The sequence below is a fragment of the Burkholderia sp. Z1 genome (assembly GCF_014893795.1).
GTDB classification, from domain to species: Bacteria; Pseudomonadota; Gammaproteobacteria; order Burkholderiales; family Burkholderiaceae; genus Burkholderia; species Burkholderia theae.
On the sequence record NZ_JACFYL010000002.1, the window covers coordinates 1,174,599 to 1,199,794 of the forward strand.

Annotated in this window: 27 protein-coding genes and 1 pseudogene; 25 read left to right on the forward strand and 3 right to left on the reverse strand. The window is 67.5% G+C overall.

The features are described 5' to 3' along the window. The first annotated feature begins 11 nt into the window (after window positions 1-11). The 5 genes and pseudogenes from H3H55_RS22300 to H3H55_RS22315 all read left to right on the forward strand — a co-directional run bounded on the left by H3H55_RS22300 (window position 12) and on the right by H3H55_RS22315 (window position 3,730). On the forward strand, window positions 12-1,427 hold the full coding sequence (locus tag H3H55_RS22300) for a Do family serine endopeptidase (RefSeq protein WP_193100236.1): 1,416 nt from the start codon (window positions 12-14) through the stop codon (window positions 1,425-1,427). A gap of 50 nt (window positions 1,428-1,477) precedes the next feature. After that, a complete protein-coding gene (locus H3H55_RS22305; protein ID WP_193100237.1) occupies window positions 1,478-1,957 on the forward strand; it encodes a YbaB/EbfC family DNA-binding protein in 480 nt (159 codons plus the stop codon). A gap of 64 nt (window positions 1,958-2,021) precedes the next feature. Then, window positions 2,022-2,549 carry a type 6 secretion system effector deamidase TecA gene (tecA, locus tag H3H55_RS22310; protein WP_226800346.1) on the forward strand — a complete coding sequence of 176 codons (528 nt, stop codon included), beginning with the start codon at window positions 2,022-2,024 and terminating at the stop codon, window positions 2,547-2,549. 262 nt (window positions 2,550-2,811) lie between these two features. Continuing rightward, window positions 2,812-3,000, forward strand: a pseudogene (locus tag H3H55_RS37760) (hypothetical protein); the annotation flags it as partial. Next, window positions 2,921-3,730, forward strand: a complete 810-nt coding sequence (locus tag H3H55_RS22315; RefSeq protein WP_413463988.1) for an IclR family transcriptional regulator — start codon at window positions 2,921-2,923, stop codon at window positions 3,728-3,730. The pseudogene H3H55_RS37760 and the gene H3H55_RS22315, both read left to right, overlap by 80 nt. Before the next feature lie 37 nt (window positions 3,731-3,767). Here the strand turns inward: H3H55_RS22315 and H3H55_RS22320 are convergent, their stop codons facing one another. Continuing rightward, entirely contained in the window at window positions 3,768-4,070 is a 303-nt protein-coding gene (locus H3H55_RS22320) for a DUF1330 domain-containing protein (protein ID WP_193100238.1), read from the reverse strand. A gap of 136 nt (window positions 4,071-4,206) precedes the next feature. Then, the gene (locus tag H3H55_RS22325) at window positions 4,207-5,286 is read right to left on the reverse strand and encodes a porin (protein ID WP_193100239.1); all 1,080 of its coding nucleotides are present in this window, start codon (window positions 5,284-5,286) and stop codon (window positions 4,207-4,209) included. 447 nt (window positions 5,287-5,733) lie between these two features. On the opposite strand from H3H55_RS22325, the gene H3H55_RS22330 reads away from it, so the two are divergent. The 15 genes from H3H55_RS22330 (at window position 5,734) to H3H55_RS22400 (ending at window position 19,724) form a co-directional block, all read left to right on the forward strand. Continuing rightward, window positions 5,734-6,051: a non-heme iron oxygenase ferredoxin subunit gene (locus H3H55_RS22330; protein WP_006489883.1), complete on the forward strand. Its 318-nt coding sequence runs from the start codon at window positions 5,734-5,736 to the stop codon at window positions 6,049-6,051. Window position 6,052: 1 nt separating this feature from the next. Further along, entirely contained in the window at window positions 6,053-6,364 is a 312-nt protein-coding gene (locus H3H55_RS22335; RefSeq protein WP_048247367.1) for a recombinase-like helix-turn-helix domain-containing protein, read from the forward strand. A 54-nt stretch (window positions 6,365-6,418) separates the two neighbouring features. Further along, entirely contained in the window at window positions 6,419-7,489 is a 1,071-nt protein-coding gene (locus tag H3H55_RS22340; RefSeq protein WP_193100240.1) for an aromatic ring-hydroxylating oxygenase subunit alpha, read from the forward strand. Continuing rightward, window positions 7,482-8,252, forward strand: a complete 771-nt coding sequence (locus H3H55_RS22345) for an SDR family oxidoreductase (protein WP_193100241.1) — start codon at window positions 7,482-7,484, stop codon at window positions 8,250-8,252. The genes H3H55_RS22340 and H3H55_RS22345 overlap by 8 nt, the downstream gene beginning before the upstream one ends. A 29-nt stretch (window positions 8,253-8,281) precedes the next feature. Continuing rightward, complete coding sequence (locus tag H3H55_RS22350; protein WP_048247372.1) at window positions 8,282-8,809, forward strand: cupin domain-containing protein; 528 nt, start codon at window positions 8,282-8,284, stop codon at window positions 8,807-8,809. 18 nt (window positions 8,810-8,827) lie between these two features. Continuing rightward, window positions 8,828-9,724 (forward strand): alpha/beta fold hydrolase, encoded by an 897-nt coding sequence (locus H3H55_RS22355; protein WP_193100242.1) that lies wholly within the window; start codon window positions 8,828-8,830, stop codon window positions 9,722-9,724. Then, window positions 9,721-10,578, forward strand: coding sequence for an IclR family transcriptional regulator (locus tag H3H55_RS22360; RefSeq protein WP_193100243.1), 858 nt, complete (start codon window positions 9,721-9,723; stop codon window positions 10,576-10,578). The genes H3H55_RS22355 and H3H55_RS22360 overlap by 4 nt, the downstream gene beginning before the upstream one ends. Beyond that, window positions 10,575-11,372, forward strand: a complete 798-nt coding sequence (locus H3H55_RS22365; RefSeq protein WP_193100244.1) for an SDR family oxidoreductase — start codon at window positions 10,575-10,577, stop codon at window positions 11,370-11,372. The genes H3H55_RS22360 and H3H55_RS22365 overlap by 4 nt, the downstream gene beginning before the upstream one ends. After that, the gene (locus H3H55_RS22370) at window positions 11,365-13,032 is read left to right on the forward strand and encodes a thiamine pyrophosphate-binding protein (protein ID WP_193100245.1); all 1,668 of its coding nucleotides are present in this window, start codon (window positions 11,365-11,367) and stop codon (window positions 13,030-13,032) included. The genes H3H55_RS22365 and H3H55_RS22370 overlap by 8 nt, the downstream gene beginning before the upstream one ends. Further along, complete coding sequence (locus tag H3H55_RS22375) at window positions 13,025-13,840, forward strand: aspartate dehydrogenase (RefSeq protein WP_193100246.1); 816 nt, start codon at window positions 13,025-13,027, stop codon at window positions 13,838-13,840. The genes H3H55_RS22370 and H3H55_RS22375 overlap by 8 nt, the downstream gene beginning before the upstream one ends. A gap of 72 nt (window positions 13,841-13,912) precedes the next feature. After that, on the forward strand, window positions 13,913-15,403 hold the full coding sequence (locus tag H3H55_RS22380; RefSeq protein WP_193100247.1) for an aldehyde dehydrogenase: 1,491 nt from the start codon (window positions 13,913-13,915) through the stop codon (window positions 15,401-15,403). A gap of 18 nt (window positions 15,404-15,421) precedes the next feature. After that, on the forward strand, window positions 15,422-16,384 hold the full coding sequence (locus H3H55_RS22385; protein WP_193100248.1) for a VOC family protein: 963 nt from the start codon (window positions 15,422-15,424) through the stop codon (window positions 16,382-16,384). Then, on the forward strand, window positions 16,381-17,625 hold the full coding sequence (locus H3H55_RS22390) for an NAD(P)/FAD-dependent oxidoreductase (RefSeq protein ID WP_193100249.1): 1,245 nt from the start codon (window positions 16,381-16,383) through the stop codon (window positions 17,623-17,625). Before H3H55_RS22385 ends, H3H55_RS22390 begins: the two co-directional genes overlap by 4 nt. Window positions 17,626-17,655: 30 nt before the next feature. Further along, the gene (locus H3H55_RS22395) at window positions 17,656-19,056 is read left to right on the forward strand and encodes an MFS transporter (RefSeq protein WP_193100250.1); all 1,401 of its coding nucleotides are present in this window, start codon (window positions 17,656-17,658) and stop codon (window positions 19,054-19,056) included. A 116-nt stretch (window positions 19,057-19,172) separates the two neighbouring features. After that, window positions 19,173-19,724 carry a GNAT family N-acetyltransferase gene (locus H3H55_RS22400; protein WP_193100251.1) on the forward strand — a complete coding sequence of 184 codons (552 nt, stop codon included), beginning with the start codon at window positions 19,173-19,175 and terminating at the stop codon, window positions 19,722-19,724. A gap of 24 nt (window positions 19,725-19,748) precedes the next feature. Here the strand turns inward: H3H55_RS22400 and H3H55_RS22405 are convergent, their stop codons facing one another. After that, window positions 19,749-20,675, reverse strand: coding sequence for an ADP-ribosylglycohydrolase family protein (locus H3H55_RS22405; RefSeq protein ID WP_193100252.1), 927 nt, complete (start codon window positions 20,673-20,675; stop codon window positions 19,749-19,751). Window positions 20,676-20,855: 180 nt separating this feature from the next. Between H3H55_RS22405 and H3H55_RS22410 the strand changes: the two genes are divergently transcribed. The 5 genes from H3H55_RS22410 to H3H55_RS22430 all read left to right on the forward strand — a co-directional run bounded on the left by H3H55_RS22410 (window position 20,856) and on the right by H3H55_RS22430 (window position 25,098). After that, window positions 20,856-21,068: a DUF3079 domain-containing protein gene (locus H3H55_RS22410; RefSeq protein WP_193100253.1), complete on the forward strand. Its 213-nt coding sequence runs from the start codon at window positions 20,856-20,858 to the stop codon at window positions 21,066-21,068. Between the two features lie 196 nt (window positions 21,069-21,264). Beyond that, a complete protein-coding gene (gene hcp / locus H3H55_RS22415; RefSeq protein ID WP_193100254.1) occupies window positions 21,265-22,932 on the forward strand; it encodes a hydroxylamine reductase in 1,668 nt (555 codons plus the stop codon). Between the two features lie 13 nt (window positions 22,933-22,945). Then, on the forward strand, window positions 22,946-23,968 hold the full coding sequence (locus tag H3H55_RS22420; RefSeq protein ID WP_193100255.1) for a 2Fe-2S iron-sulfur cluster-binding protein: 1,023 nt from the start codon (window positions 22,946-22,948) through the stop codon (window positions 23,966-23,968). A 128-nt stretch (window positions 23,969-24,096) separates the two neighbouring features. After that, window positions 24,097-24,510 carry a PPC domain-containing DNA-binding protein gene (locus H3H55_RS22425; protein ID WP_193100256.1) on the forward strand — a complete coding sequence of 138 codons (414 nt, stop codon included), beginning with the start codon at window positions 24,097-24,099 and terminating at the stop codon, window positions 24,508-24,510. Between the two features lie 75 nt (window positions 24,511-24,585). Next, entirely contained in the window at window positions 24,586-25,098 is a 513-nt protein-coding gene (locus H3H55_RS22430) for a DUF4274 domain-containing protein (protein ID WP_129515207.1), read from the forward strand. Window positions 25,099-25,196: the final 98 nt, after the last annotated feature.

Here is a 25,196-nt window from a genome sequence, read left to right on the forward strand (position 1 = left end):
GGAACTGCGACATGAAAGCGGGCAAGCATACGGGCCGAATGAGGGTGCTGCGGGCGCTCGCGGGCGGACTCGCGTTCGTCTGCGCGTGCGCGACGGCACCGGCCGCCGAGCGGCCCGCACAGGCAGGTGCCGCGCCGCCGACCGTCGCGCTGCCGAACTTCGCCGCGCTGGTCCGGCGCGTGGGCCCGGCCGTCGTCAACATCAGCGTCACGCACGAAGTCACGCAGATGGGCATCCAGTTGCCGCCCGGCATCGCACCCGATCATCCGCTCGCGCCGTTTCTCGCGCGGCGCGTGATCGGCAACCGCGAGGAAGTGAGTCTCGGCTCAGGCTTCATCGTCAGCGCGGACGGCGTGATCCTGACGAACCGGCACGTCGTCGGCGACGCGACCACCATCGACGTGAAGCTGACCGACAAGCGGCAGTTCAAGGGACGCGTGATCGGCAGCGATCCCGTGTCCGATGTCGCGGTGATCCGCATCGACGCGCACAACCTGCCGGTCGTCGCGACCGGCGACCCCGCGCGCACCGAAGTCGGCGACTGGGTGATGGCGATCGGTTCGCCGTACGGGTTCGCGAACACGGTCACGCAGGGCATCGTCAGCGCGAAATCGCGATCGTTGCCCGGCGAGCGCGCGATTCCGTTCATCCAGACCGACGTGCCGATCAACCCCGGCAATTCGGGTGGCCCGTTGTTCGACCTCGGCGGCCGCGTGATCGCGATCAACTCGATGATCTTCTCGAAGACGGGCGGTTATCAGGGGCTCGCGTTCGCGATTCCGATCGACATCGCGCTCGACGTGAAGGACCAGTTGCTGCGGACCGGCAAGGTCACGCGCGGCCGGCTCGGCGTGGCGGTGCAGGAAGTGAGCCAGGCGCTCGCGCGTTCGTTCGGCCTCGCGAGCCCGGACGGCGCGCTGATCACGATGGTCGAAGCGGACGGACCGGCCGCGCACGCGGGCTTGCAGGCGGGCGACGTCGTGCTCGCGGTCGACAGCAAGCCGGTCGCCGAATCGGCCGACCTGCTCGGCACGGTCGCGGGCATGCGCGCCGGGCGGCAGGCCGACCTGCTCGTGTGGCGCGCGGGGCGGGCGATGCACGTGATCGCGACGGTCGGCGCGTTCGACAGCGGCACGGCATCGGCCGGCGGCGAGCAAGGGCCCGCGCGGTTCGGGCTCGCGCTGCGCGCGGTGACGGAGCAGGAACGCCAGCGGCTCGGCGTCGGCCAGGCGCTCGTCGTCGAGCAGGCGAGCGGCCAGGCCGCCCGCGCGGGTTTGCAACCCGGCGACGTCGTACTGTCGGTCAACGGCACGCCGGTCGCGAGCATCGGCGCGTTGATGACCGAGATCGACGCCGCGCACGGCAACGTCGCGCTGCTCGTCCAGCGCGGCGGTACGCGGTTGTACGTGCCGATCGAAATCGGATGAGCGGGCGCGACAACGCGGCACGTGAACGAATCGTCGAAACGGGAGGCGGGATGAAGCGAATGCAGAAGTGGGGCACGTCCGGATGGCTGCGGGCGATCGCCGTCGGATATGCGCTGGTCGTGGGGGCCACGCCGGCCGTCGCGCAGACGGCCGACGTGCCGCAGACGTGGATCCGTTATGGCCAGCTCGCCGGCCAGCAGTTCCAGGCGTGGCTCGAAGCGGACGGCGATGCGGCCGACCGGCTGCACCGTTACCTCGAGACGCGCGTACTGAATGCGAGTGCCGATGCGCCGCCGCCCGCGATCGTCGTGCGCGCGTGGATCGGCGCGAACGGCGCCGTCACGCGCGTCGAATTCGCGTCGCTCGGCGACGCCGACGCGGACGCGACGCTGCGGCAACTGCTCACGGCCGGCCCGCTCGCGGAGCCGCCGCCGCCCGACATGCTGCAGCCGCTGCGCGTGCGCCTGCGGCTCGCACCGAATCCTGACGCGGCGGCCGCCGCACCGGCGTCGGCGGTACGCATGCCGTGACGCTCGGAGTCGGAAACTGACGCCTGGCCGATGCCGGTGGATATCGTAATAAGATATGAGGTTATTGCGTTGGCAGGACGCTGACGACCCTTTTCGTCAAAAGGAGCTACCCATGCAACTGACCCAGTTAGGCGGACATGTCGCCCAATCCGGTTTCCCCGAACGGCAGAAACATGCGCAAGCGCTGATGTTCGGCATGGCCAACATCAACGAGTACGTGTCCGCCGGCGTCTGCTACGACGTCGCGGCCTATGTCAGGTACCTGCTGCGCGGCGACGCGATGATCGCGCCCGGTGCGCTGCTCGACACGGTCGGCCAACTCTGGAAGACGCGTTTCAACTTCGAGGCCGGCGATCAGTGGGACGGGCGCGCCAGCATTCCGGCGGGAACCGCGGTCGGCTTCTCCCGGAACGGCAATGTCTTTCATGCGGCGATCGCGGTCGGCGGCAGCCGGATCCGGGCGGTGAACGGCGGCCGTCTGGGCAGCGGATGGATGTATGCGGTCGATCTTGCACGGGAACTCGCGCCGGATGCGGCCGGCGGCTTTACGTACGACCGCGCGAACATCCGGGTTCATCTGTCGCGCCTGTAGGCAACCCGGCATCGAATACCGCGCCGGCCGCCGTCCTGCGGCCGCTCGCGGCGCGCACGGACCGGGCGGTGGTTTCCCGCCGTTCGGCGATTTCCGCATGGCGTCGCGCTGTCCATCGCTGCTATCCTCTCGACCGTGAATGACTCTTCATGGGGTCGCGGATGCGCATGCTGCGTCGCGGCGATGCGCGCGGGTACGAGCCTGCGTGCGCGCTGAGGTAGCATGACTGAATATCCACGACGATCCATGGCCTGTTTCGTGATTGATTTCCTTCCGTCCATGTCCACATGGTCAAGACAACGATGAGCGGCGCTCCCGAATCTGCCTCGCCCGGCGACGACGAATCGTCCGGCGGCGCGTCGTCCTATCTGGTGCCGGGGCTCGAACGCGGGCTGCGGATTCTCGCCGAATTCTCTGCGCGCGAGCCCGTGCTCGGCGCGCCCGAATTGTCCAAGCGCATCGGCATCCCGCGCACGACCACGTTCCGTCTGCTGCAGACGCTCGAAGCGCTCGGTTTTCTCGAGCGCGTGAACGGCGACCGCTATTTCCGGCTCGGTGTCGGCGTGCTGCGGCTCGGCTTCGAATATCTGAACTCGCTCGAACTCACCGATCTCGGCGCACCCGTGCTCGAACGGCTGCGTGATTCCACGGGCTTCTCGACGCACCTGCTGATCCGCGACCAGCGCGACGTCGTGTTCGTCGCGAAGGCACAGAGCAACGCATCGATGTTCGGCTCGGTGAAGGTGCACGTCGGTACGCGCTTGCCCGCGCATGCGACCGTGCACGGTCACGTGCTGATGGGCGACCTGACGCGCGATGCGTTGCGTCAGCTCTATCCGGAAAAGCGACTCGAACAGTTCACCGAGCGCACGCCGGGCACCGTCGACGAACTGTACGAACGCGTGCGTCAGTACGCGCGGCTCGGCTACGCGGTCAGCGAGGCGGCATTCGAGAGCGGCATTTCGGCTGTCACGGCGCCGGTGCGCGATCATTCGGGCTCGATCGTCGCGGCGATCACCGCGACGGTGCCACGCTCGGAGATCGGCGAGGCCGGCGAGAAGGAGCGGCTCGTCGAAGCCGTGTGCGGCGCGGCGGTCGACCTGTCCCAGCGGTTGAACTATCGTCCGCTCGAAAGCGATCCGACCTTCGCGCACGCACGCCACAAGGTCGCGATGTTCTGATCGCGCCGACGCGCGGCCGGCCGGGCCGCCGTCGTGCTCACGCGCCCGGTGCGGGCAGGCCGTGCACGAGCAGCGCGAGCGTGTCCGCGCCCGCGTGGCGATCCACGGAAATCGCCTGGTACTCCGGCGACTCGATGAACCGGCGCGCTGCCGCTTCGTCGGGAAACGACATCAGCACCACCTTGTTCCGGTCCCATTCCCCTTCAAGTGCCACCGGCGCGTCGTCGGCCGCGAGCAGGCGGCCGTCGAACCTGCGAAATACGTCCATGAAGTGCGCCTGATACCGGTCGTATGCGTCGCGCTGCGTGAAGCGAAGTTGCGCCAGCAAGTAGACGGCCACGTTCGTCTCCGTTCGTCGGAATCCGCTGATGCTACCCGTTGCCGGCGCGACGCGGACGGCCTCGCCAAAGACAAGAGCGGCCCGCGGGCCGCTCTTTTTTCGTTTCGGGCGCCGAACGCCCGATACGTGAACCTGCTCAGAACGAGTGGTGGATCCCGGTCAGCACGATCACCTGGTTCGCGGTGCTCGACACACCGGCCGTGAAGAGCGCGGCCTGCGCGCCGCCCGAGCCGTGTTCGACCAGCACGTTCGCATAAAGCTGCGTGCGCTTCGACAGCGCATAGATGTCGCCGAGCTCGACCTGCGTCCAGCGGCGGCCGGCCAGCGTCGTGGTCGCCGCGCCGCCCGCGATCGTGTTGAACGCGCTGCTGCGGTAGTTCACGCCCGCGTCGTAGCTCTGGAACGTGTCCGAAAAGCCGTTCGACTGCATCTTCGTGCGCGTGTAGAGGCCGTGCACAAGGAAGTCGCCGAACTGGTAGGACGCGCCCGCGCCGATGTTCTCGACCTTGTTCGCGATGTAGCCGTTCGCGGTGTTCTGCCCCTGGAACGAAGCGATGCCGGTCTGGCTGATCAGGATCGAGCGGTCGTGCTCGTTCGAGTAGACGGCCGACGCCTTGAACGGCCCGTTCGCATAGTTCAGCGCAACACCGACCGCTTTACCGGTCGAGAAATTCGTCGTGTTGCCGAGTGCCATCGTCGCCGCGGCCGAGAAGCCCGCGTAGGTCGGCGAGCGGTATTTGACCGAGTTGTTGTACGGCACGTTGCCGGTCGCGGCGAGCCCGTCGATGTTGCCGGGGTGGAACGCGTACCAGCTCATCGCGAGGTAGGCCGTGCTGAGCGGATCCAGATAGTCGAACGACAGCGGCGTCTGGCGGCCGAGCGTCAGCGTGCCGTAGCGCTCCGAACTGAGGCCGACGAACGCCGCGCGGTTCCAGATCGTGTTCGCGGTCGCGAACTGGCCGTTGTTCGTATAGAAGCCGTTTTCGAGCTGGAAGATCGCCGACAGGCCGTCGCCGAGGTCTTCCTTGCCCTTCAGGCCCCAGCGATCGGGCTGCGTGTTGCCCTGGATCATCGCCCACTTCGCGTGGCCACCGACGTTGTTCACGTACGCGACGCCCGCATCCAGGCTGCCGTACAGCACCACGCTGCTCTGCGCCCACGCGCCGGACACGGCGCCCAATCCGATGACTGCTGCTGCTACCGCATGCTTGACCATTTGATCTCCTGACTCTCCAACCTGATGAAAACGTGCCGTGGCGGCATGCGCGGTGACGGCCGGCCGTCGCGCGTGTTCCACCGCCGGGTGGGCATTTCGTATGTTCCATATAAGGAACAATGTGCCTCTGATGGAATGGAGTATAGAGGTGTCATGCGCGTGATCAAAAATAAATTTTTCGGGACGGATGGATTCCCGGACGCCGCCCGACACCGGTGCGCGACGCCCGCAAAAAGGGCATAACTCCCCGCCACACAACAAAAATTTACATTTGATAGGGTAGGCGAAAGCAATGGTCGACCCGGCGGTCGGTGTTTTCCCTAGGGCATGCAGCTTTTTGTTTTACTCGTGGAAAGTCGCTCCTATAATCACCATCCATAAACTGTTGTTCCTAATATGGAACAAAAGAGAAGCAAACCGAGAGTCGATCAGAAGGAAGGGTGTGAGATGTCTGAACAATGGATTTGCGCCGGACACGCCGGCGCGCTGTCGGAAGACACGCCGATCGAGTTCAAGCGGACCGACGGCGTCGAAATCGGGATCTACCGCGTCGGCGACGACGTGTATGCGCTCGAGAACGTGTGCCCGCATGCGTACGCGCTGCTCACGCAGGGGTTCGTCGACGAAGGCACGGTCGAATGCCCGCTGCACGAGGCCGTGTTCGACATCAAGACGGGCGAATGCCTGAAGGGTCCGGGCGGACGCGCACTGAAGCAGTACGCGGTGCGCCTCGCCGGCGAGGAAATCCAGATCAAGGTGGAATGACATGAAAGAAGCGACCGTCAACTTCAATCCCTTCCTGAAGCCGTGGGTGGCGCCGCAGCCGAACAACGTCGCGGGCAAGGGGCAGATCGAGATCCCCGGTCAGGTCGAGAACCGGATCTGGCAGAACCGCAAGGCCGAGCCGACCCAGTACGAGAACGACCTGGGTGATGCGCTCGAACGCGTGTTCGAAGCCGGCGCGACCGAGCTGGACGATGTCGTCGCGGGCCTGAACCGCATCGGTTTCCGCGCGCCGGACGGCACGACGTGGACCCCCGAGCGCTTCCGCGCCGAACTGGCCTCGCTCGCGGAATGACCGCGCCGAGCGCGTGACCGCCGACCCGACGACAACCGCATCCGGAGCACACTGATGACGTCCCCCGTACAACACGCAGTCCAACACGACCCGGTCCGTGACTATCTCGACCGCGGCATCAAGAACTACTGGTATCCCGTCGCGCCGAGCTGGCAGGTGTCGAATGCGCCCGTCGGCCTCACGCGCCTGTCCGAGCAGATCGTGCTGTGGCGCGATCACGACGGCAAGGTCCACGCGCTGGAAGATCGCTGCCCGCACCGCGGCGCGCGCCTGTCGCTCGGCTGGAACCTCGGCGGCAACATCGCCTGCTGGTATCACGGCATCGAAGTCGACGGCGGCGGCACGGTCAATCGCGTTCCGGCCGTGTCGAACTGTCCGCTCGAAGGCACGACGTGCGTGAAGTCGTATCCGGTCGAAGAGAAGGCCGGCGCGATCTTCCTGTGGTTCGGCGATGAAGCGCACGGCGAGCCGGCGCCGCTGAACCTGCCCGAGGAACTGGTCGCCGACGAATACGCGCACTTCCTGTGCGTGTCGAACTGGAAGTGCAATTACCAGTACGCGATCGACAACGTGATGGACCCGATGCACGGCGCGTACCTGCATGCGACGTCGCACTCGATGGCCGAAGGCGACAAGCAGGCCGATATGCGCGTGCGCAAGACGGAAACGGGCCTGATGTTCGAGAAGATCGGCCAGCGCGACGTGAATTTCGACTGGGTCGAACTCGGCGAAACCGGCTGCCTGTGGATGCGCCTCGCGATTCCGTACAAGCAGAAGTTCGGCCCGGGCGGCAACTTCGGGATCATCGGCTTCGCGACGCCGGTCGACGGCGACAACTGCCAGGTCTACTTCTGGCGCACGCGCAAGGTCGACGGCTGGCAGCGCGACGTGTGGCGCTTCATGTACCGCAACCGCCTCGAAGGGCTGCACTGGGACGTGCTCGAGCAGGATCGCTACGTCCTCGAAAGCCTCGCGCCGCAGGCACGCGATCACGAATACCTGTACCAGCACGACATCGGCGTCACGCGCGTGCGCCGGATGCTGCGTCAACGCGCGCAGGAACACCTGTCCGCGCTCGACGCGCATCGCGCGGCGCAGGCCGCTTCGGAGCCCGCGAATGGCTGAGCTTGCTCCGGTCGTGTCGCTCGCGGGGCGCCGCGTGCTCGTCACGGGCGGCGCGCGCGGTCTCGGCGCGGCGTTCGTGAAGGCGCTCGTCGCGGCGGGCGCGCAGGTCGCGTTCGGCGACGTGCTGGCCGACGAAGGCCGCGCGCTTGCCGAGGAGCTTACGCAAGCCGGCCATGCCGCGTTTTTCTTCGCGCTCGACCTGGCCGATCCGGCGAGCGTCGACGCCTTCGTCGCGCAGGGCGCGGCGGCGCTCGGCGGCATCGATGCACTGATCAACAACGCGGCAATCACGAACTCGGGCGGCAAGCTGTCGACGGAGCTGGACGTGTCGACCTGGGACGCCGTGATGAACGTGAACGTGCGCGGCGTGTGGCTCGTCAGCAATGCAGCGCTGCCGCACCTCGCGCAGTCGGGTCGCGGCGCGATCGTGAACCTCGCATCGGACACCGCGTTGTGGGGCGCGCCGAGGCTGCTCGCGTACGTCGCGAGCAAGGGCGCGGTGATCGCGATGACGCATGCGCAGGCACGCGAGTTCGGCGTGCACGGCGTGACGGTCAACGCGATCGCGCCGGGGCTGACCGAAGTCGAGGCAACCGCCTACGTGCCGGCCGAGCGCCATGCGTTCTACATGCAGGGCCGTGCGCTGACACGCGCGCAGGTGCCCGACGACGTGACGGGCCCCGTGCTGTTCCTGCTGTCGGACGGCGCGCGCTTCGTGACGGGCCAACTGCTGCCGGTGAACGGCGGCTTCGTAATGAATTGATGTTTTCACTCTGAATGAAGGAGAGGACGATGGCGGACGCCGATCTCGATCGCAAGTCGTGGGACCAGCCGGAAGGCGCAAGCTTTGAAGACTGGATGGAAGGGCGCGTGGCGCGTTATGCGACGCGGCGCTACGACTGGGACGCGCTGAAGTTCCAGGCCGACTACGACCCGAAGTACCGCCGCGCGCAGATGCGCTATGTCGGCACGGGCGGCACGGGCGTCGCGAAGGACGTCAACACGGTGCCGGCCGGCAACTTCACGTTCTCGACGATGGTCATCCCGGCCGGCAACATCGGCCCGAGCCACATCCACATCGACGTCGAGGAAATCTTCTTCGTGCTGCGCGGCAAGATGAAGGTGATCTGCGAGCGCGACGGGCAGACGTGGGAAGCGATCCTCGGCGAGCGCGACCTGATCTCGGTGCCGCCAGGCGTGTATCGCACGGAAATCAACATCGGCGAGGAAGACGCGCTGATGTGCGTGATGCTCGGTTCGTCGAAGCCGATCACGCCGACGTATCCGCCCGATTCGCCGCTGGCGAAGATCAAGCGTTGAGCCGGGGCGGGTGAAGCAATGAGTGTCATCGACAAACGTGAACGCGACCGCACCGCGGCGTTCGCCGCGCTGCTCGGGCAGTTTCCCGAGCAGCGTTGCGCGGCCGGCGCGGCGGGCACGATCGGTTATCGCGAGGCCGGCGCGCAGCATGCGGGCCGCGCGCTGCCCGTCGTGCTGCTGCACGGGATCGGCTCGGGCGCCGCATCGTGGGTGCGCCAGCTCGACGCGCTCGGCGCATCGCGGCGCGTGCTCGCGTGGGATGCACCCGGCTACGGCGTGTCGACGCCCGTGCATGGCGCGTCGCCGGCCGCCGCCGATTACGCGGCGTCGCTGAACGCGTGGCTCGAGGCACTCGGCATCGAACACTGCGTGCTGGTCGGTCATTCGCTCGGCGCGATCATCGCGGGCGGTCTCGCCCGTGCGATGCCCGCGCGGATCGCCGGCCTGCTGCTGGTCTCGCCCGCGGGCGGCTACGGCAGCGCACCGGCCGAAACACGCGAATCGCGCCGCGACGCGCGGCTCGCGATGCTCGCGGAACTCGGCCCGGAAGGGCTCGCCGAGCAGCGCAGCGGCAACATGCTGTCGGGTTTCGCGAGCGAGGATGCGCGTGCCTGGGTGCGCTGGAACATGGCGCGCATCGTGCCGGCCGGCTACGCGCAGGCCACGCATCTGCTCGCGAACGCCGATCTCGCGAGCGATCTCGCCGGCTTTCGCGGCCGCACGGCCGTGGCCGTTGGCGCGAACGACGCGATCACGCCGCCCGCTGCCTGCGAGCGGATTGCCGCTGCCGCGCATGTCGGGCTGCAGGTGATTCCGCAAGCAGGACACGCCGGTTACGTGGAAGCGCCGGCTGCTTACTCCGCACTGATCGACACGTTCTGCCGTCAGTGCGACCGTCAACGGGGGCTGGCATGAGCGAACCGTTGCAGCGACACGAATCCGAAAACGCGAAGACGGAAGCCAGCTACGTCGTGCCAGGCCTTGAACGCGGGCTGCGGATTCTCGCCGAATTCTCGCCGCGCGAGCCCGTGCTCGGCGCACCCGAGTTGTCGAAGCGGCTCGGCATTCCGCGCACGACGGTATTCCGTCTGCTGCAGACGCTCGAATCGCTCGGCTTCCTCGAGCGCGCGGACAAGGATCGCAACTACAAGCTCGGCATCGCCGTGCTGCGGCTCGGCTTCGAATACCTGAGCTCGCTGGAGCTGACCGATCTCGGTCTGCCCGTGATCGAAAGCCTGCGCGATGCGACCGGCTTCACGACGCACATCGTGATCCGCGACGGCCGCGACGTGGTGTTCGTCGCGAAGGCACAGAGCCAGTCGCCGGTGTTCAGCTCGATCCGCGTAAACGTCGGCACGCGCTTGCCCGCGTATGCGACGACGCACGGTCACGTGCTGATGGGCGACCTGTCGCTGAAGGAGCTGCACGCGCTGTATCCGGAACGCGCGCTGAACCGGATGACGAGCGCGACGCCGGAGACGGTCGACGCGCTGTACGAAGTGATCCGCGAGGATGCGCTGCGCGGCTACGGCGTCAGCAATTCGTCGTTCGAGCGCGGCATCTCGGTGGTCACGGCGCCGGTACGCAACGAGACGCAGAAGATCATCGCGTGCATCACGGTGACGGTGCCACGGCCGGAGATCGATGCGGCGCTGATCGCCGACGGGTTGATCGACAAGGTGCAGCGCGCGGCGGCGGAACTGTCGCGGCGGCTCAACTACCGCTCGGATGACGAGCACACGTTTCTGAAGGCTTTAGGACTCCGATGATTGAGATCGATCTGACCGGGCAGGTTGCGGTGGTGACGGGCGGTTCGTCCGGCATCGGCCTCGCGACCGCCGAACGGTTCCTGCAGGCCGGCGCATCGGTCGCGATCTGCGGCCGCGACAGCGACCGCCTCGCGCGTGCCGAAGCAACGCTCCGCGAAAAATATCCGGGCGCGCAACTGCTCGCCGAGCGCTGCAACGTGCTCGACGAAGCCGACGTGGCCGCGTTCGCGCAGGCCGTGTCCGCCCGCTTTGGCCGTGCCGACATGCTGGTCAACAACGCGGGCCAGGGCCGCGTGTCGACTTTCGCCGACACGACCGACGATGCATGGCGCGAAGAACTCGAGCTGAAGTACTTCAGCATCATCCGCCCGACGCGCGCGTTCCTGCCGCTGCTGCGCGACGCGCAGGCACCGACGATCACCTGCGTGAATTCGCTGCTCGCGCTGCAGCCTGAGCCGCACATGGTCGCGACGTCGTCGGCGCGCGCGGGCGTGCTGAGCCTCGTGAAGTCGCTCGCGACCGAACTGGCGCCGCAGCGCATCCGCGTGAACTCGATCCTGATCGGCATCGTCGAGTCGGGCCAGTGGCGCCGCCGCTACGAAACGCAGGCGAAGCCCGGCGAAAGCTGGGAAGCGTGGACGGGCGCGCTTGCCCGCAAGAAGAACATTCCGTTGAATCGCTTCGGCAAGCCCGACGAGGCCGCCTGGGCACTTTTTTATCTCGCAACGCATCTGTCGTCCTACACGACGGGCAGCCATATCGACGTTTCTGGAGGCTTTGCACGCCATGTCTGAAAAAACCACGGTTGGCGAGCTGATTGCCGCCTTTCTCGAGCAGTGCGGCGTGAAAACCGCATTTGGTGTCATCTCGATCCACAACATGCCGATCCTCGACGCGATCAACTCGCGCGGCAACATTCGCTATGTCGGCGCGCGCGGCGAAGCCGGCGCGGTGAACATGGCCGACGGCCTGGCCCGCGTGTCGGGCGGCCTCGGCGTCGCGTTCACGAGCACGGGCACGGCGGCGGGCAACGCGGCCGGCGCGATGGTCGAGGCACTGACGGCCGGCACCGCGATGCTGCACATCACGGGGCAGATCGAGACGCCGTACCTCGACCAGGATCTCGCGTACATCCACGAAGCGCCCGACCAGCTGACGATGCTGGACGCGATCTCGAAGGCCGCGTTCCGCGTGCGTACGGTCGAAACCGTGCTGCCGACGATCCGCGAAGCCGTGCGCATCGCGCAGACCGCGCCGACCGGCCCCGTGTCGGTCGAGATTCCGATCGACATCCAGGCTGCTGAAATCGAATGGCCGGAAGACCTCGCGCCGGCGCACGTCACGGTGCGCGAGCACGACGAAGCGCGCGTTGCAAAGCTCGCCGATGCACTCGCGGCCAAGCGCCGCCCGCTGCTGTGGCTCGGCGGCGGCGCGCGCCACGCTCGCGAGGAAGTCGAACGCCTCGTGAAGCTCGGTTTCGGCGTCGTGACGAGCGTGCAGGGCCGCGGCGTGCTGCCCGAGGACCACCCGGCGACGCTCGGCGCGTTCAATGTGCACGCGTCCGTCGAAGCGTTCTACAAGACCTGCGACGCACTCGTCGTCGTCGGTTCGCGCCTGCGCGGCAACGAGACGCTGAAGTACAAGCTCGCGCTGCCGCAGCCGCTGTTCCGCGTCGATGCCGACGCGCTTGCCGACAACCGCGGTTATCGCAACGAGTTGTTCGTGCACGGCGATTCGAAGCGCGTGCTGGCCGAGCTGGCCGACCGCCTCGAAGGCCGCCTGTCGGTCGATCCGCAGTTCGCGGCCGATCTCGCGGCGGCGCGGGATCAGGCGGTGACCGACGTGTCGAAGGGCCTCGGGCCGTACAAGCAGCTCGTCGACACACTGCAGGGCGCGGTCGGCCGCGACTACAACTGGGTACGCGACGTGACGATCTCGAACAGCACGTGGGGCAACCGCCTGCTGCAGATCTTCGAGCCGCGCGCGGGCGTGCATGCGCTGGGCGGCGGCATCGGCCAGGGGATTCAGATGGGCATCGGCGCGGCGCTGGCGGGCGCGGCGGCGAAGACGGTCTGCCTCGTCGGCGACGGCGGCCTGATGGTCAACGTCGGCGAACTCGTGACGGCCGTGCAGGAAAACGCGAACGTGATGATCGTGCTGATGAACGATCAGTGCTACGGCGTGATCCGCAACATCCAGGACGCGCACTACGGCGGCCGCCGCTGCTTCGTGCAATTGCACCAGCCCGATTTCGCGCAGTTCTGCGCGAGCTTCGGCCTCACGCATTACCGGATCACGTCGCTCGACCAGGCCGAAGCGATCGTGCGCGAAGGGATGGCGAAGGAAGGCCCGGTGATGGTCGAAGTCGACATGCTGTCGGTCGGCTCGTTCGCATCGCAGTTCGCAGGCCCGCCGGTGAAGAAGGAAGCGCCCACGGAGCGCCAGTATGCGTAACGCGCACGCACCCGTCGACGTCGCGATGATCGGCTTCGGTGCGATCGGCGCGGCCGTGTACCACGCGGTCGAGCACGATGCGTCGCTGCGCATCGCGCACGTGATCGTGCCGGAACACCAGCGCGCGGCGGTGCAGGGCGTGCTCGGCAGTGCGGTCGAGGTCGTGTCGTCGGTCGACGCACTGGCCCGTCGCCCCGAGTTCGCGCTCGAATGCGCGGGCCACAGTGCGCTCGTCGATCACGTCGTGCCGCTGCTGAGGGCCGGCACCGACTGCGCGGTCGCGTCGATCGGCGCGTTGTCCGATCTCGCGCTGCTCGACGTGCTGTCGCGGGCGGCCGACGAAGGCAACGCGACGGTGACGCTGCTGTCCGGCGCGATCGGCGGCATCGATGCGCTGGCATCCGCGCAGCAGGGCGGCCTTGACGAAGTGCTGTACGTCGGCCGCAAGCCGCCGCTCGGCTGGCTCGGCACGCCGGCCGAGGAATTGTGCGACCTGCGCGCGATGACCGAGGAAAAGGTGATCTTCGAAGGCACCGCGCGCGACGCCGCGCGGTTGTATCCGAAGAACGCCAACGTCGCGGCGACCGTCGCGCTGGCGGGCCTCGGCCTCGACGCGACGCGCGTGCGCCTGATCGCCGATCCGGCCGTCGAGCGCAACGTGCACCGCATTACCGCGCGCGGCGCATTCGGCGAGATGTCGCTCGAAATGAGCGGCAAGCCGCTGCCGGACAACCCGAAGACGTCCGCGCTGACGGCGTACAGCGCGATCCGCGCGCTGCGCAACCGCGCGGCCCGCTGCGTGATCTGACCGGGCCATCAAGCGTCCGCCCGCGCCACGGCGAGGGCGGCTGTGCAGAGACAGATTTGTGGGACTTGTGACATGACTCCTTTCGATACGAGCCTCGTACCCGACGGCAACATCCTGATCGGCGGCGAATGGCGGCGCGGCCGTGGCGCGCCTTACGCGAGCATCTATCCGGCCGACCAGTCGCTGAACATGGAAGTGTCGACCGCGAATGCGGAAGACGCGGCCGAAGCCGTCGAGGCCGCCGATGCCGCATGGCGCCGCGCCGACTGGGCCGGGCTGAAGCCGCACCAGCGCGCGCAGGTGCTGTACCGCATCGCGGATCTCATCATGCAGCGCCACGAGGCGCTCGCGAACCTGCAGCGCCGCGACAACGGCAAGCCGATCGGCGAGACCCGCGTGCTGGTGGCCAGCGCCGCGAACACGTTCCGCTATTTCGCGGCCTGCCTCGAAACGCTCGACGAAGAACTGACGCCGTCGCGCGGCGACTACCTGACGATGAGCGTGTACGAGCCGATCGGCGTGATCGCGGCGATCACGCCGTGGAATTCGCCGATCGCGTCCGATGCGCAGAAACTCGCGCCGGCGCTCGCGGGCGGCAACGCGGTGGTGCTCAAGCCGGCCGAAGTCACGCCGCTCGTGTCGCTTGCGCTCGCGCGCATCTGCGAGGAAGCCGGCGTGCCCAAGGGCGTGCTGAGCGTGCTGCCCGGCAAGGGTTCGGTGATCGGCGACGTGCTCGTGCGTCATCCGCTCGTGAAGAAGGTGTCGTTTACCGGCGGCACCGAAGTGGGCCGAGGCATCGCGCGCATCGCGGCAGAAAAGCTGATGCCCGTGTCGCTCGAACTCGGCGGCAAGTCGCCGACGATCGTGTGCGACGACGCCGATCTCGATCACGCGGTCAACGGCGTGCTGTACGGCATCTTCAGCTCGTCGGGCGAAGCGTGTATCGCCGGTTCGCGGCTGTTCGTGCAGCGTGCGGTGTACGACGAATTCATGAAGCGCCTGGTTGCGGGCGCACGCAAGCTGCGCGTGGGCGACCCGACGCGGCCCGATACGCAGATGGGGCCGCTGATCACCGCGAAGCACCGCGAATCGGTCGAACGTTACGTCGCACTCGGTCTGGAAGAAGGCGGCCGGTTGTTGTGCGGCGGCGAGCGGCCGTCGGGCGACGGGCGCGAGAACGGCTTCTTCTATCAGCCGACGATTCTCGAAGGCTTGCCGAACAGCGCGCGCATCTGCCAGGAAGAAATCTTCGGGCCCGTGCTCGTCGCGATGCCGTTCGACGATGAAGCGTCGTTGATCCGGCAGGCGAACGACAGCGTGTTCGGCCTTGCCGCCGGCATCTGGACGCGCGACTACAAGCGTGCGTGGCGCATCGCGCGTGCGCTGGAGACGGGCACCGTCTGGATCAACACGTACAAGCTGTTCTCGATCGCCACGCCGTTCTCGGGCTGGAAGGAGAGCGGGATGGGCCGCGAGAAGGGGCGTCTCGGCATCCGCGAGTACATGCAGCAGAAGAGCCTCTACTGGGGCTTGAACGACGCGCCGCTGCCGTGGGCGAACTGAGCGAAGGGGAAAAACGCAATGAGCATTCTGGGAATCGAGCAGATCACGTACGGTGTCGACGATCTTGCCACCTGCCGGCGCTTTTTCGCCGACTGGGGGCTGAAGGAAGTCGAGCACGACGACACGCAGGCACGCTTCGAAACGATGAACGGCTGCACCGTGCTGGTCGTCAAGGCCGACGATCCGGCGCTGCCGCCCGCGTTCGAAGCGGGCCCGACGGTGCGTGAAGTCACGTGGGGCGTCGCGACGCAGCAGGAACTCGACGCGCTGCGCGGCAAGTTCGCCGGCCAGCCCGGCTTTTACGCACGGAAGGATGCGCTCGGCTGCACCGACCCGAACGGGATGGCGATCCGTGTCGAGGTCACGCGCAAGCGCACGCTCGACATCACCGGCTCGCCATCGAACGTGTGGGGCCAGACGCTGCGCGTCGACGAGCCGAGCCCGATCTATGCACGCGCGGAGCCGGTCGAGGTCGGGCATGTCGTGTTCTTCACGAACTGCCTCGACGCACAGGAAAAGTTCTATCACGAGCTGCTCGGCTTCGAGACGTCGGACCGCTACCCGGGCCGCGGTGCATTCATGCGCTGCGCGCCGCACGGCGGCCACCACGACCTGTTCCTGCTCGCGCTGCCGAACGGCAAACGCGGCCTCAACCACGTCGCGTTCACCGTGCGCGATATCCATGAAGTGTTTGGCGGCGGCATGCATATCGACCGCTGCGGCTGGGAAACGCAACTCGGCCCGGGCCGTCACCCCGTGTCGTCCGCGTACTTCTGGTATTTCCAGAATCCGGCCGGCGGCCTGATCGAGTACTACGCGGATGAGGACGTCCTGACGCCCGAGTGGCAGCCGCGCGAATTCGAGCCGGGCCCGACCGTGTTCGCCGAGTGGGCCGTCGACGGCGGCCTCGACGGCAACACGCGCCGGCAGAAGAACGCGAAGGCGCCGGAAGGCAAGTTCATGACGGAGCGCAAATCATGACCGAAGCGAACACGCCCGCGCAGGCCGCACCCGGCACGGTCGTCGTGATCGGCGGCGGGCAGGCCGCCGGCTGGGTGCTGAAGACGTTGCGCGCGGAAGGCTACGCGGGCCGCCTCGTGATGATCGCCGACGAGGCGCACCTGCCGTACGAGCGTCCGCCGCTGTCGAAGGCCGTGCTGGCCGGCGATGCCGATATCGAAACCGTGCGCGTCGTGCGTCCCGACGAATTCGACGCGCTGAACGTCGAGGCGTGGCAGCCGGAACGTGCCGCGTCGGTCGACCGCGCGCGCCGCGTGGTGACCACCGCCAGCGGCCGCGAGATCGCATACGACCGGCTCGTGATCGCGACCGGCGGCACGTCGCGCCGCCTGCCGGACGCGATCGTGAAGACGCCGAACCTGCACTACCTGCGCACGCTCGACGAAGCGGCCGCGCTTGGCGAGAAACTGCGGGCCAGCCGGCACGTGCTCGTGATCGGCGGCGGCTGGATCGGTCTCGAAGTCGCGGCGACCGCGCGCAAGCTCGGTGTCGACGCGGTCGTGGTGGAAGGTGCGTCGCGGCTGTGCGGCCGCTCGGTGCCGCAGATCGTGTCGGATTTCCTGCTCGACCTGCATCGCTCGAACGGTGTCGACGTGCGTCTCGGCGCGGCACTCGCGTCGCTCGACGCGCAGCCGGACGACGCATCGAAGGTGCGTGCGACGCTGGCTGACGGCACGACGATCGACGCCGATTTCGCGGTGGCCGGCATCGGCCTCGCGCTGAATGCGTCGCTCGCGAGCGACGCGGGGCTGGCCGTCGACGACGGCATCGTCGTCGATGAATTCGGCGCGACCAACGACCCGGCGATCTTCGCGTGCGGCGACGTCGCGAACCATCACAACGGCTGGCTGAAGCGGCGCGTGCGGCTCGAATCGTGGGCCAATGCGCAGAACCAGGCGATCGCGGCCGCGAAGGCCGTGCTCGGCGTGCGCGCACCGTACGCGGAGATTCCGTGGTTCTGGTCCGATCAGTACGACGTGAACCTGCAGATCCTGGGCGATCTGCCGGCCGATGCACAGCTCGTCGTGCGCGGCGAACTCGCCGCGCGCCGCGCGACGCTGTTTTTCCTTGGCGACGGGCATGTGAGAGGTGTCATCGCCGTGAACAACGCACGCGAGCTGAAACTCGCACGCAAGTGGATGAACCAGGGCCGGGCAGTGGATACGGAAGCCCTGGCAGACACGACCAAAGCGCTTGCCTGACCGGGCAGAGAGACTACGGAGACACCCCGCATGAGCACTTTCGACAACGTCGTGGCCGGTCGCGCCACGATGGAAGCTGCCGCCTCCACGCCCGGCGCGATCATCGCGCGGCTCGAGCGGCTTCCGGCCAACGCGATGCAGATCCGCGCACGCGTGCTGATCGGCACCGCGACGTTCTTCGACGGCTTCGACGTGATCACGATCGCGGCGACGCTACCGTTGCTGATTCACAAATGGGGGCTGTCGCCGACGCAGATCGGCATGCTGATCGCGTCCGGCGCGATCGGCCAGCTGATCGGCGCATTCCTGTTTCCCGCGCTGGCCGAGAAGCATGGCCGCGTGAAGGCGATCGCGTGGAGCTCGGCCGTGATCGGCATCACGAGCATCGCATGCGGCTTCGCGCCGACCTTCGAGATCTTCGTGTTGCTGCGGATCCTGCAGGGGCTCGGGCTGGGCGGCGAGCTGCCGGTCGCCGCGACGTACATCAACGAGATCACGCGTGCGCATGGCCGTGGCCGCTTCGTGCTGCTGTACGAGATCGTGTTCCCGATCGGCCTGCTCGTGTCGATGGCGCTCGGCGCGTGGCTGGTGCCGCGCTTCGGCTGGGAAATCATGTACTTCGTCGGCGGGCTGCCGCTGATCCTGTCGCTCGTGCTCACGCGTCTCGTGCCGGAATCGCCGCGCTGGCTCGCATCGCGCGGGCGGCTCGCGGAAGCCGGGCGCGCAACGAGCGTGTTCGAAGCGTCGGTGCGCGGCGAGCTGCCGCCGGTCACGCAGGTGGCCGCGTTCGACGAGATGGTGCGCCAGCATCCGAAGCGCAAGATGAGCGACCTGTTCAGCGCCGCGTATCGCAAGCGCACGCTTGCGGTGGCGACGTTGTGGGCGACCTGCGGGTTCATCCAGTACGGGCTGTCGACGTGGCTGCCGACGATCTACAAGAACTTCTATCACGCGCCGCTGCAACTCGCGCTGAACCTCGCGGTGATCGGCTCGGTGATGGGCGTGCTCGGTTCGCTGGCGTCGGCGCTGCTGGTCGACAAGCTCGGCCGCAAGCCGGTGATCGTGTGGTCGTTCGTGCTGTGCGCGGCGTCGCTGGCGTTCGCGGGCATTTATCACGCGTCGTCGGTGTATGTCGTCGCGATCTTCTGTTCGCTGTCGCTCGGGTTGATGGCGTCGGGGTTCATTACCGCGTACGTCTATACGCCGGAACAGTATCCGACGAGCATCCGCGCGTCGGGCTGCGGGCTCGGCAGCGCGTGGCTGAAGATCGCATCGTTCGTCGCGCCGATGGTCGTGCCGCACGCGATCATCGGCGGGAACCTCGCCCCGGCGTTTTACCTGATCGGCGTCGTGCCGCTGATCGCGGCAGTGACCGTGCACTTCGTCGGGATCGAGACGAAGGGGAAGGTGCTCGAGGCGCTTGAAGCATAAGCGCAGCCGGTAGCGGTGGATGAAGTGAAAAGGCTCGGGCGACGTCCGGGCCTTTTTGCTTTTGGCGTTAGGCATGTTCTAATCCAGCGTCCATTTTCCCGATCGCTGCTGCCGCCATGCCCATGTTCGAATCCGTCACGCTCGATACGCCGCGTCTTCTTCTGCGTCCGCCTCGCGAAGCCGATGCGCACGCGCTGTTCGATCTCTGGTCGGATGCCGAAGCGATGCGCTATTTCTCGTTCTCGCCGATGACGCACATCGAGCAGGCAGTGGAGCGTGTCGCGCGCAACCTGAAGACGTCTGCCAGCGGGCAGGATCTGATCTGCGTGCTCGAACTGCGGGAATCCGGCGAAACGCTCGGCGAATGCGTGCTGTTCCATGCGAACGAGCAATGCCGGCGTGCCGAGATCGGCTTCAGCCTGCGGCGCAAGTACTGGAGCGGCGGATATATGCGCGAGGCGGCGTCGGTCATGATCGATCATGCGTTCGACACGCTGCGGCTGAACCGGCTCGAAGCCGATATCGATCCGCGCAACGTGGCGTCGGCGCGGCTGCTCGAACGGCTGGGTTTCGCGCGGGAAGGGCTGCTGCGCGAACGCTGGATTGTCGGCGATGAGGTGTCGGACAGCGCGCTGTACGGACTGCTGGCGAGCGATCGCCGCGGGTGACGCGGCAGGGCTGGCGCCGGTCGCTCACAGTTTCGCGAGCCAACCCTCGACCCTTGCTTTCCCGCGCAGTATCGCGACCCACCGATCCGGCAACGCCTGCTCGCCATACCGCGCACCGGCGAGGCTGCCGGCGATCGCCGCCGTCGTATCCGTGTCGTTGCCGAGCGCGATCGCGCGCTTCACACAGTCTTCGTAGCTGCCCGTCGACAGCAGGCAATGGATGGCCGACCAGAAGCTGTCGACCACATAACCGGACCCTTGCGGCGCATCGAAGCGGCCGTCGAGCACGATCTTCAACTCGATCTCGTCGGCCGTGCCTTCGTAGCGCGCCAGCAGTTCGTCTTCGGCCACGCGCACCGCATCGGGCGCCGGCTGGCCCTCGACGATGCCCAGCGCCGTCAGGCCATAAAGTGCGCAGCAAAGCTGCGAGCGCACGTGGCCGTGCGTGACGACGCTCTGCTTGCGTGCGAGCCCGATCGCTTCGTCGCGTGACGCGGCAATCATGACCACGGGATAGCAGCGCATCAGCGAGCCGTTGCCGTTGTCGCGTTCGTCATCGGGCCCGGCAACCGCAGGAGCTGCGCCGGCTGCCAGCGCGTGGAACGCACGCTGCGTCTGCAGGCCGACGTCGAACACGCGGCCGTCGGGTGTGAATGCGCCGCGATGAAACCAGTCCTGCAGGTTGTCGGCCAACGTGTCGAGATTCAGGTCGCGGTCGTGCAACAGCGCGTCGAGCAGCGCGAGCGCCTGCGCGCCGTCGTCGCTCCAGGTGCCGGGCGGTACGCCGTCGTGCGCGCGTGCAAAGCCAGGCGGCGGCGTCATGTCGATCGCGGCCGGCGGCGGGATCGACGCGGCGTCGTGGAATTCGTACGGCACGCCCAGCGCGTCGCCGATCAGCAGGCCAAGCAGGCCGCCGCGCAGGCGGGAAAGTCGGTTCGGAATGGCGGTCATCGGAAGGTGGCAGCGGGGAGCGGCTCGCGTCGCGGAATACCGTGCAGACTAGACCAATCGCATCGGCGTGCCTAGCTGATGCGATGCGGCCGGTGCGAATGAATGCCGCATGGCCCGCGTGCGCCGGTGAACTAGAGTCGAGCGGTAGCGGATCAAACCACACCGGGAAGACGACGCGCGATGGCCAAGAAATTTCCCCTGCATCCCATGCATCCGGAGAGGATCTGCTGGGGATGCGACAACTATTGCCCGACACACGCGATGCGCTGCGGCAACGGCTCCAGCCGCACCCAGCACCCGAGCGAACTGCTCGGCGACGACTGGTATCGATACGGCGACTGGGGCATCGAAGGCGCGGAGGCCGACGACGCGTCCGAACCCGGCAGGCAGTGATGGCGACAAGTTGCCTCACCCGCGAGCGTTCTGTTTCTTGATCTGCATCACGGTGGCGAAAGGCGTGCCGAAACATCATGGAAAAGATGCATAAGAAACGCATCTTGAAGCGGGCGAGACGTCCGGCGGCAAGGAACCCGCGTTCCGCCGTCGTGTGCGCCGACCCGCGCCCCCATGATCGAGAAAGGAGAGCACCGTGTTTTGCTACCAATGCGAACAGACCGACCGGACTGGCGCGCGGCCCGGCTGCGCGTCGGCGAAGGGCAACTGCGGCAAGGATGCCACGACGGCCGATCTGCAGGACCTGCTGGTCCATGCGGTGAAGGGCATCGCGCAATACGGCGCGATCGCGCGCGCCGCGGGCGAGCCCGATCGCGATGCCGACCGGTTCGTGCTGTACGCGATGTTCACGACCCTGACCAACGTGAATTTCCATGCGGCACGCTTCGTCGCGCTGCTGCGCGACGCGGCGCAGACGCGCGACCGCGTGAAGGCCGCATGCGAAGCCAACGCACGGGCGGCTGGAGCGGCCGTTCCGGCGCCGCAGGGGCCGGCGACGTGGCAGCCGGCAGGCGATCTTGCCGGCCTGCTGGAACAGGCCGCGACCGTCGGCATCGACACGGGCCTCGACAAGGTGGGCGCGGATATCGTCGGCCTGCGCGCGCTGGTGCTGTACGGGCTGAAGGGCGTGTGCGCGTACGCGCATCATGCGCGGGTGCTCGGTTACGAGCGTGACGACATCTACGAGGGTATCGAGGCGGCGCTCGCGTTTCTCGCAAGCGAGCCCGACGACGTCAATGCGCTGCTCACACAGGCGCTCGATCTCGGCCGGTTGAACCTGACGGTGATGGAACTGCTCGATAGCGCGAACACCGGCCGTTTCGGCGCGCAGCAGCCGACCGCCGTGCGCGTGTCGCCGGTGGCGGGCAAGGCGATCCTCGTGTCGGGCCACGATCTCGGCGATCTGCACGCGCTGCTCGAACAGACGGCCGGCACGGGCATCCAGGTGTACACGCACGGCGAAATGCTGCCGGCCCACGCGTACCCGACGCTCAACGCATTTCCGCACCTGGCCGGCAACTACGGCGGGGCGTGGCAGGACCAGCAGAGCGACTTCGCGCATTTCCCCGGGCCGATCCTGATGACGTCCAACTGCATCATCGAGCCGATGCCGCAATACCGGCAGCGGATCTTCACGACGGGGCCGGTCGGCTGGCCCGGCGTGCGCCATCTCGAGCATCACGATTTCGCCACGCTGATGCGCGCCGCGCAGGCGCTGCCCGGTTTTCCGGCCACGGCGCCGGAAGAGACGATCACGGTCGGGTTCGGCCGGCATGCGGTGCTCGGCGTCGCGGACCAGGTCATCGACGCGGTCAAGGCCGGGCAGATCCGCCATTTCTTCCTGATCGGCGGCTGCGACGGCGCGGCGCCGGGCCGCAACTACTACACCGAGTTCGCGGAGCAGGCGCCCGACGACACGGTCGTGATGACGCTCGGCTGCAACAAGTACCGGTTCAACCGGCACGCGTTCGGCGATATCGGCGGCATTCCGCGGCTGCTCGACGTCGGGCAGTGCAACGACAGCTATTCGGCGATCCGGATCGCAACGGCGCTCGCCGACGCGTTCGATTGCGGTGTGAACGACCTGCCGCTGTCGCTCGTGATCTCGTGGTTCGAGCAGAAGGCGGCGGCCGTGCTGCTGACGCTGCTCGCGCTCGGTCTGCGCAACATCCGCCTCGGGCCGACGCTGCCGGCGTTCGTCACGCCGGGCGTGCTCGCGGTGCTGGTCGAGCAGTTCGGCATCCAGCCGATCGGCGACGCCGGTGCCGACCTTGCCGCGTCGCTGGCGCGCAAGGCCGCGTGAGCGGGATCGTTCGATGACTTATCGGATCGAGATCACGACGCGCGACGGCGAACGGTTCGGCTTCGGCTGCGACGCCGAACAGGATCTGCTCGCGGCGGCTGCCGACGCCGGCATCACGTTGCCGTCGCAGTGCCGGCGCGGAAGCTGCGGCGCGTGCCAGGCGACCGTCGTCGACGGTGCGTACGAGATGCAGGCCGACAGCGCCGGCGTGCTGCCGGTCGGCCAGCGCGGCGCAGTCCTGTTGTGCCGGACCACGCCGCGCGGCGATCTGCGGGTCGCCGCACCGTACGACCGGACCAAGGTGCTGCTGCATCCGGTGCCGGTGCGCACCGCGCGGATCGCGACGCTCGACACGATCGCCGCCGACACGATGCGCGTCGGGTTGCAAGTCGAGCCCGACGACGCGTTCGGCTCGGCCGTGGAGTTCGAGCCGGGTCAGTTCGCCGAACTCGAGGTGCCGGGCAGCGGATTGCGCCGCCCGTATTCGCTCGCGAACACGAGCAACTGGGACGGCCGCCTCGAATTCCTGATCCGGCTGCGGCCGGACGGCTGGTTCTCGACGTACCTGCGCGAGCGCGCGCGGCCGGGCGATCCGCTGACGGTCCGCGTGCCGATGGGCGGTTTCGGGCTGTTCGCGGATAGCCTGCGGCCGCGCTGGTTCGTTGCGGGCGGCACGGGGCTCGCGCCGATCCTGTCGATGCTGCGACGCATGGCCGAGTATCAGGAGATGATCGACGCGCGACTGTTCTTCGGCGTCAATCAGGAAAGCGAACTGTTCATGCTCGACGAGCTTGTGCGTTTGCAGGCCGACCTGCCGCAATTGCGGGTCGATCTGTGCGTCTGGCGGCCGGGCGCGGAGTGGGCCGGGTTTCGCGGCACGCCGGTCGACGCGTTGCGCGCGGCGCTCGCGCAGGCCGGTGCGCCGCCGGACCTTTACGTGTGCGGGCCGCCGCCGCTCGTGCAGGGTGTGAGGGACGTCGCTGTCGCGGCAGGCGTGCCGGATACGCGGATCGCGAGCGAGCGTTTCACGGGGTGATGCCCGCGGGTGTTGCCTGCGCGTTGCGGCGAGGCGAGGGCGGTTGTCCCGGGCGCGGGTGACTTGCCGGATTCACGGGGCGAACGTACTCTTTGTCGACACCACGATCCACCAGCGGGTTCTCGACCATGCAAGCCCATCCCCTGCGTCTTTCTCCCGGCGACGATCTGCGCGCATCCATCGAGGAAGCGTTGCGTTCGCACGCATCTCACGCGGCATTCGTGATCCAGGGCATCGGCAGCTTGAGCGTCGCGCAATTGCGCTTTGCCGGCGCCGATCGGCCGACCGAACTGCGCGGCGACCTCGAAATCCTGACGCTGGCCGGTTCGGTGTCGCCGGACGGCGCACACCTGCACATGTCCGTTTCCGATGCGAACGGCCGCGTGTCGGGTGGCCATGCGGCGAGCGGTTGCGTGGTGCGCACGACCGCCGAGATCCTGCTCGCGCTGCTGCCCGCGCATCGTTTCGCTCGCGAACCCGATGCGGGCACCGGCTTCAACGAACTGGTGATCCGTCACGAGCCGGGCGGCGACAGCACGTGAGCGCCGCCGACGCAGCGCCGAAACCCTCGAATATTCAGAACTTCCCACCATCCGTCATTCGCAAGGAGACCCTGCATGGATGATTCCGAAATCGAACAGAAAGTGTGGGACATCGTCCGGACCTGGCTCGAGGGCGCGACGCCCGAGCAATGGCACCGGTTCGCCGCGCGTTCCAATTACGACGGCAACGGACACGCGCTGCGCTGGTTGCTCGACAACCGCAACGTCGATCACGCGACCGCGCTGCTGATCTACTGGAATCTCGGCGCCGCATGGTTCGTCCAGTACGCGAACGAAAGCGATCTGGGCGACGCGTCGTATCAACTGGACACGTTCCGGCTGCTGCGTGAAATCGAACGGCGCTACGCCGAAGGCTATTACGCCGATCACGGGATCTGGTTCGATCCGCATGACTTCGAAGGCGCGGGCCCGAACGATTATCCGGACGTACCGGTTGCGCGGCCGGTGCCGGCGCTGATGCTGCAGCCGACGAAGGGCCGCGAGTATGTCGATCTCGACGACGCGGAAGGTTACGACGAGGGTCTGCCGTTCGACGTGGTTGAGCGGATCAACGCGCTTTACGACTGACCGGGCCGTTGCCTCGAGCCGAAGTCGCATGAAAAAAAGCGCCGCAGGCATGCAGCCTGCGGCGCCATCGTGCGGCGCTGCGGCGGGAACGACCCGCC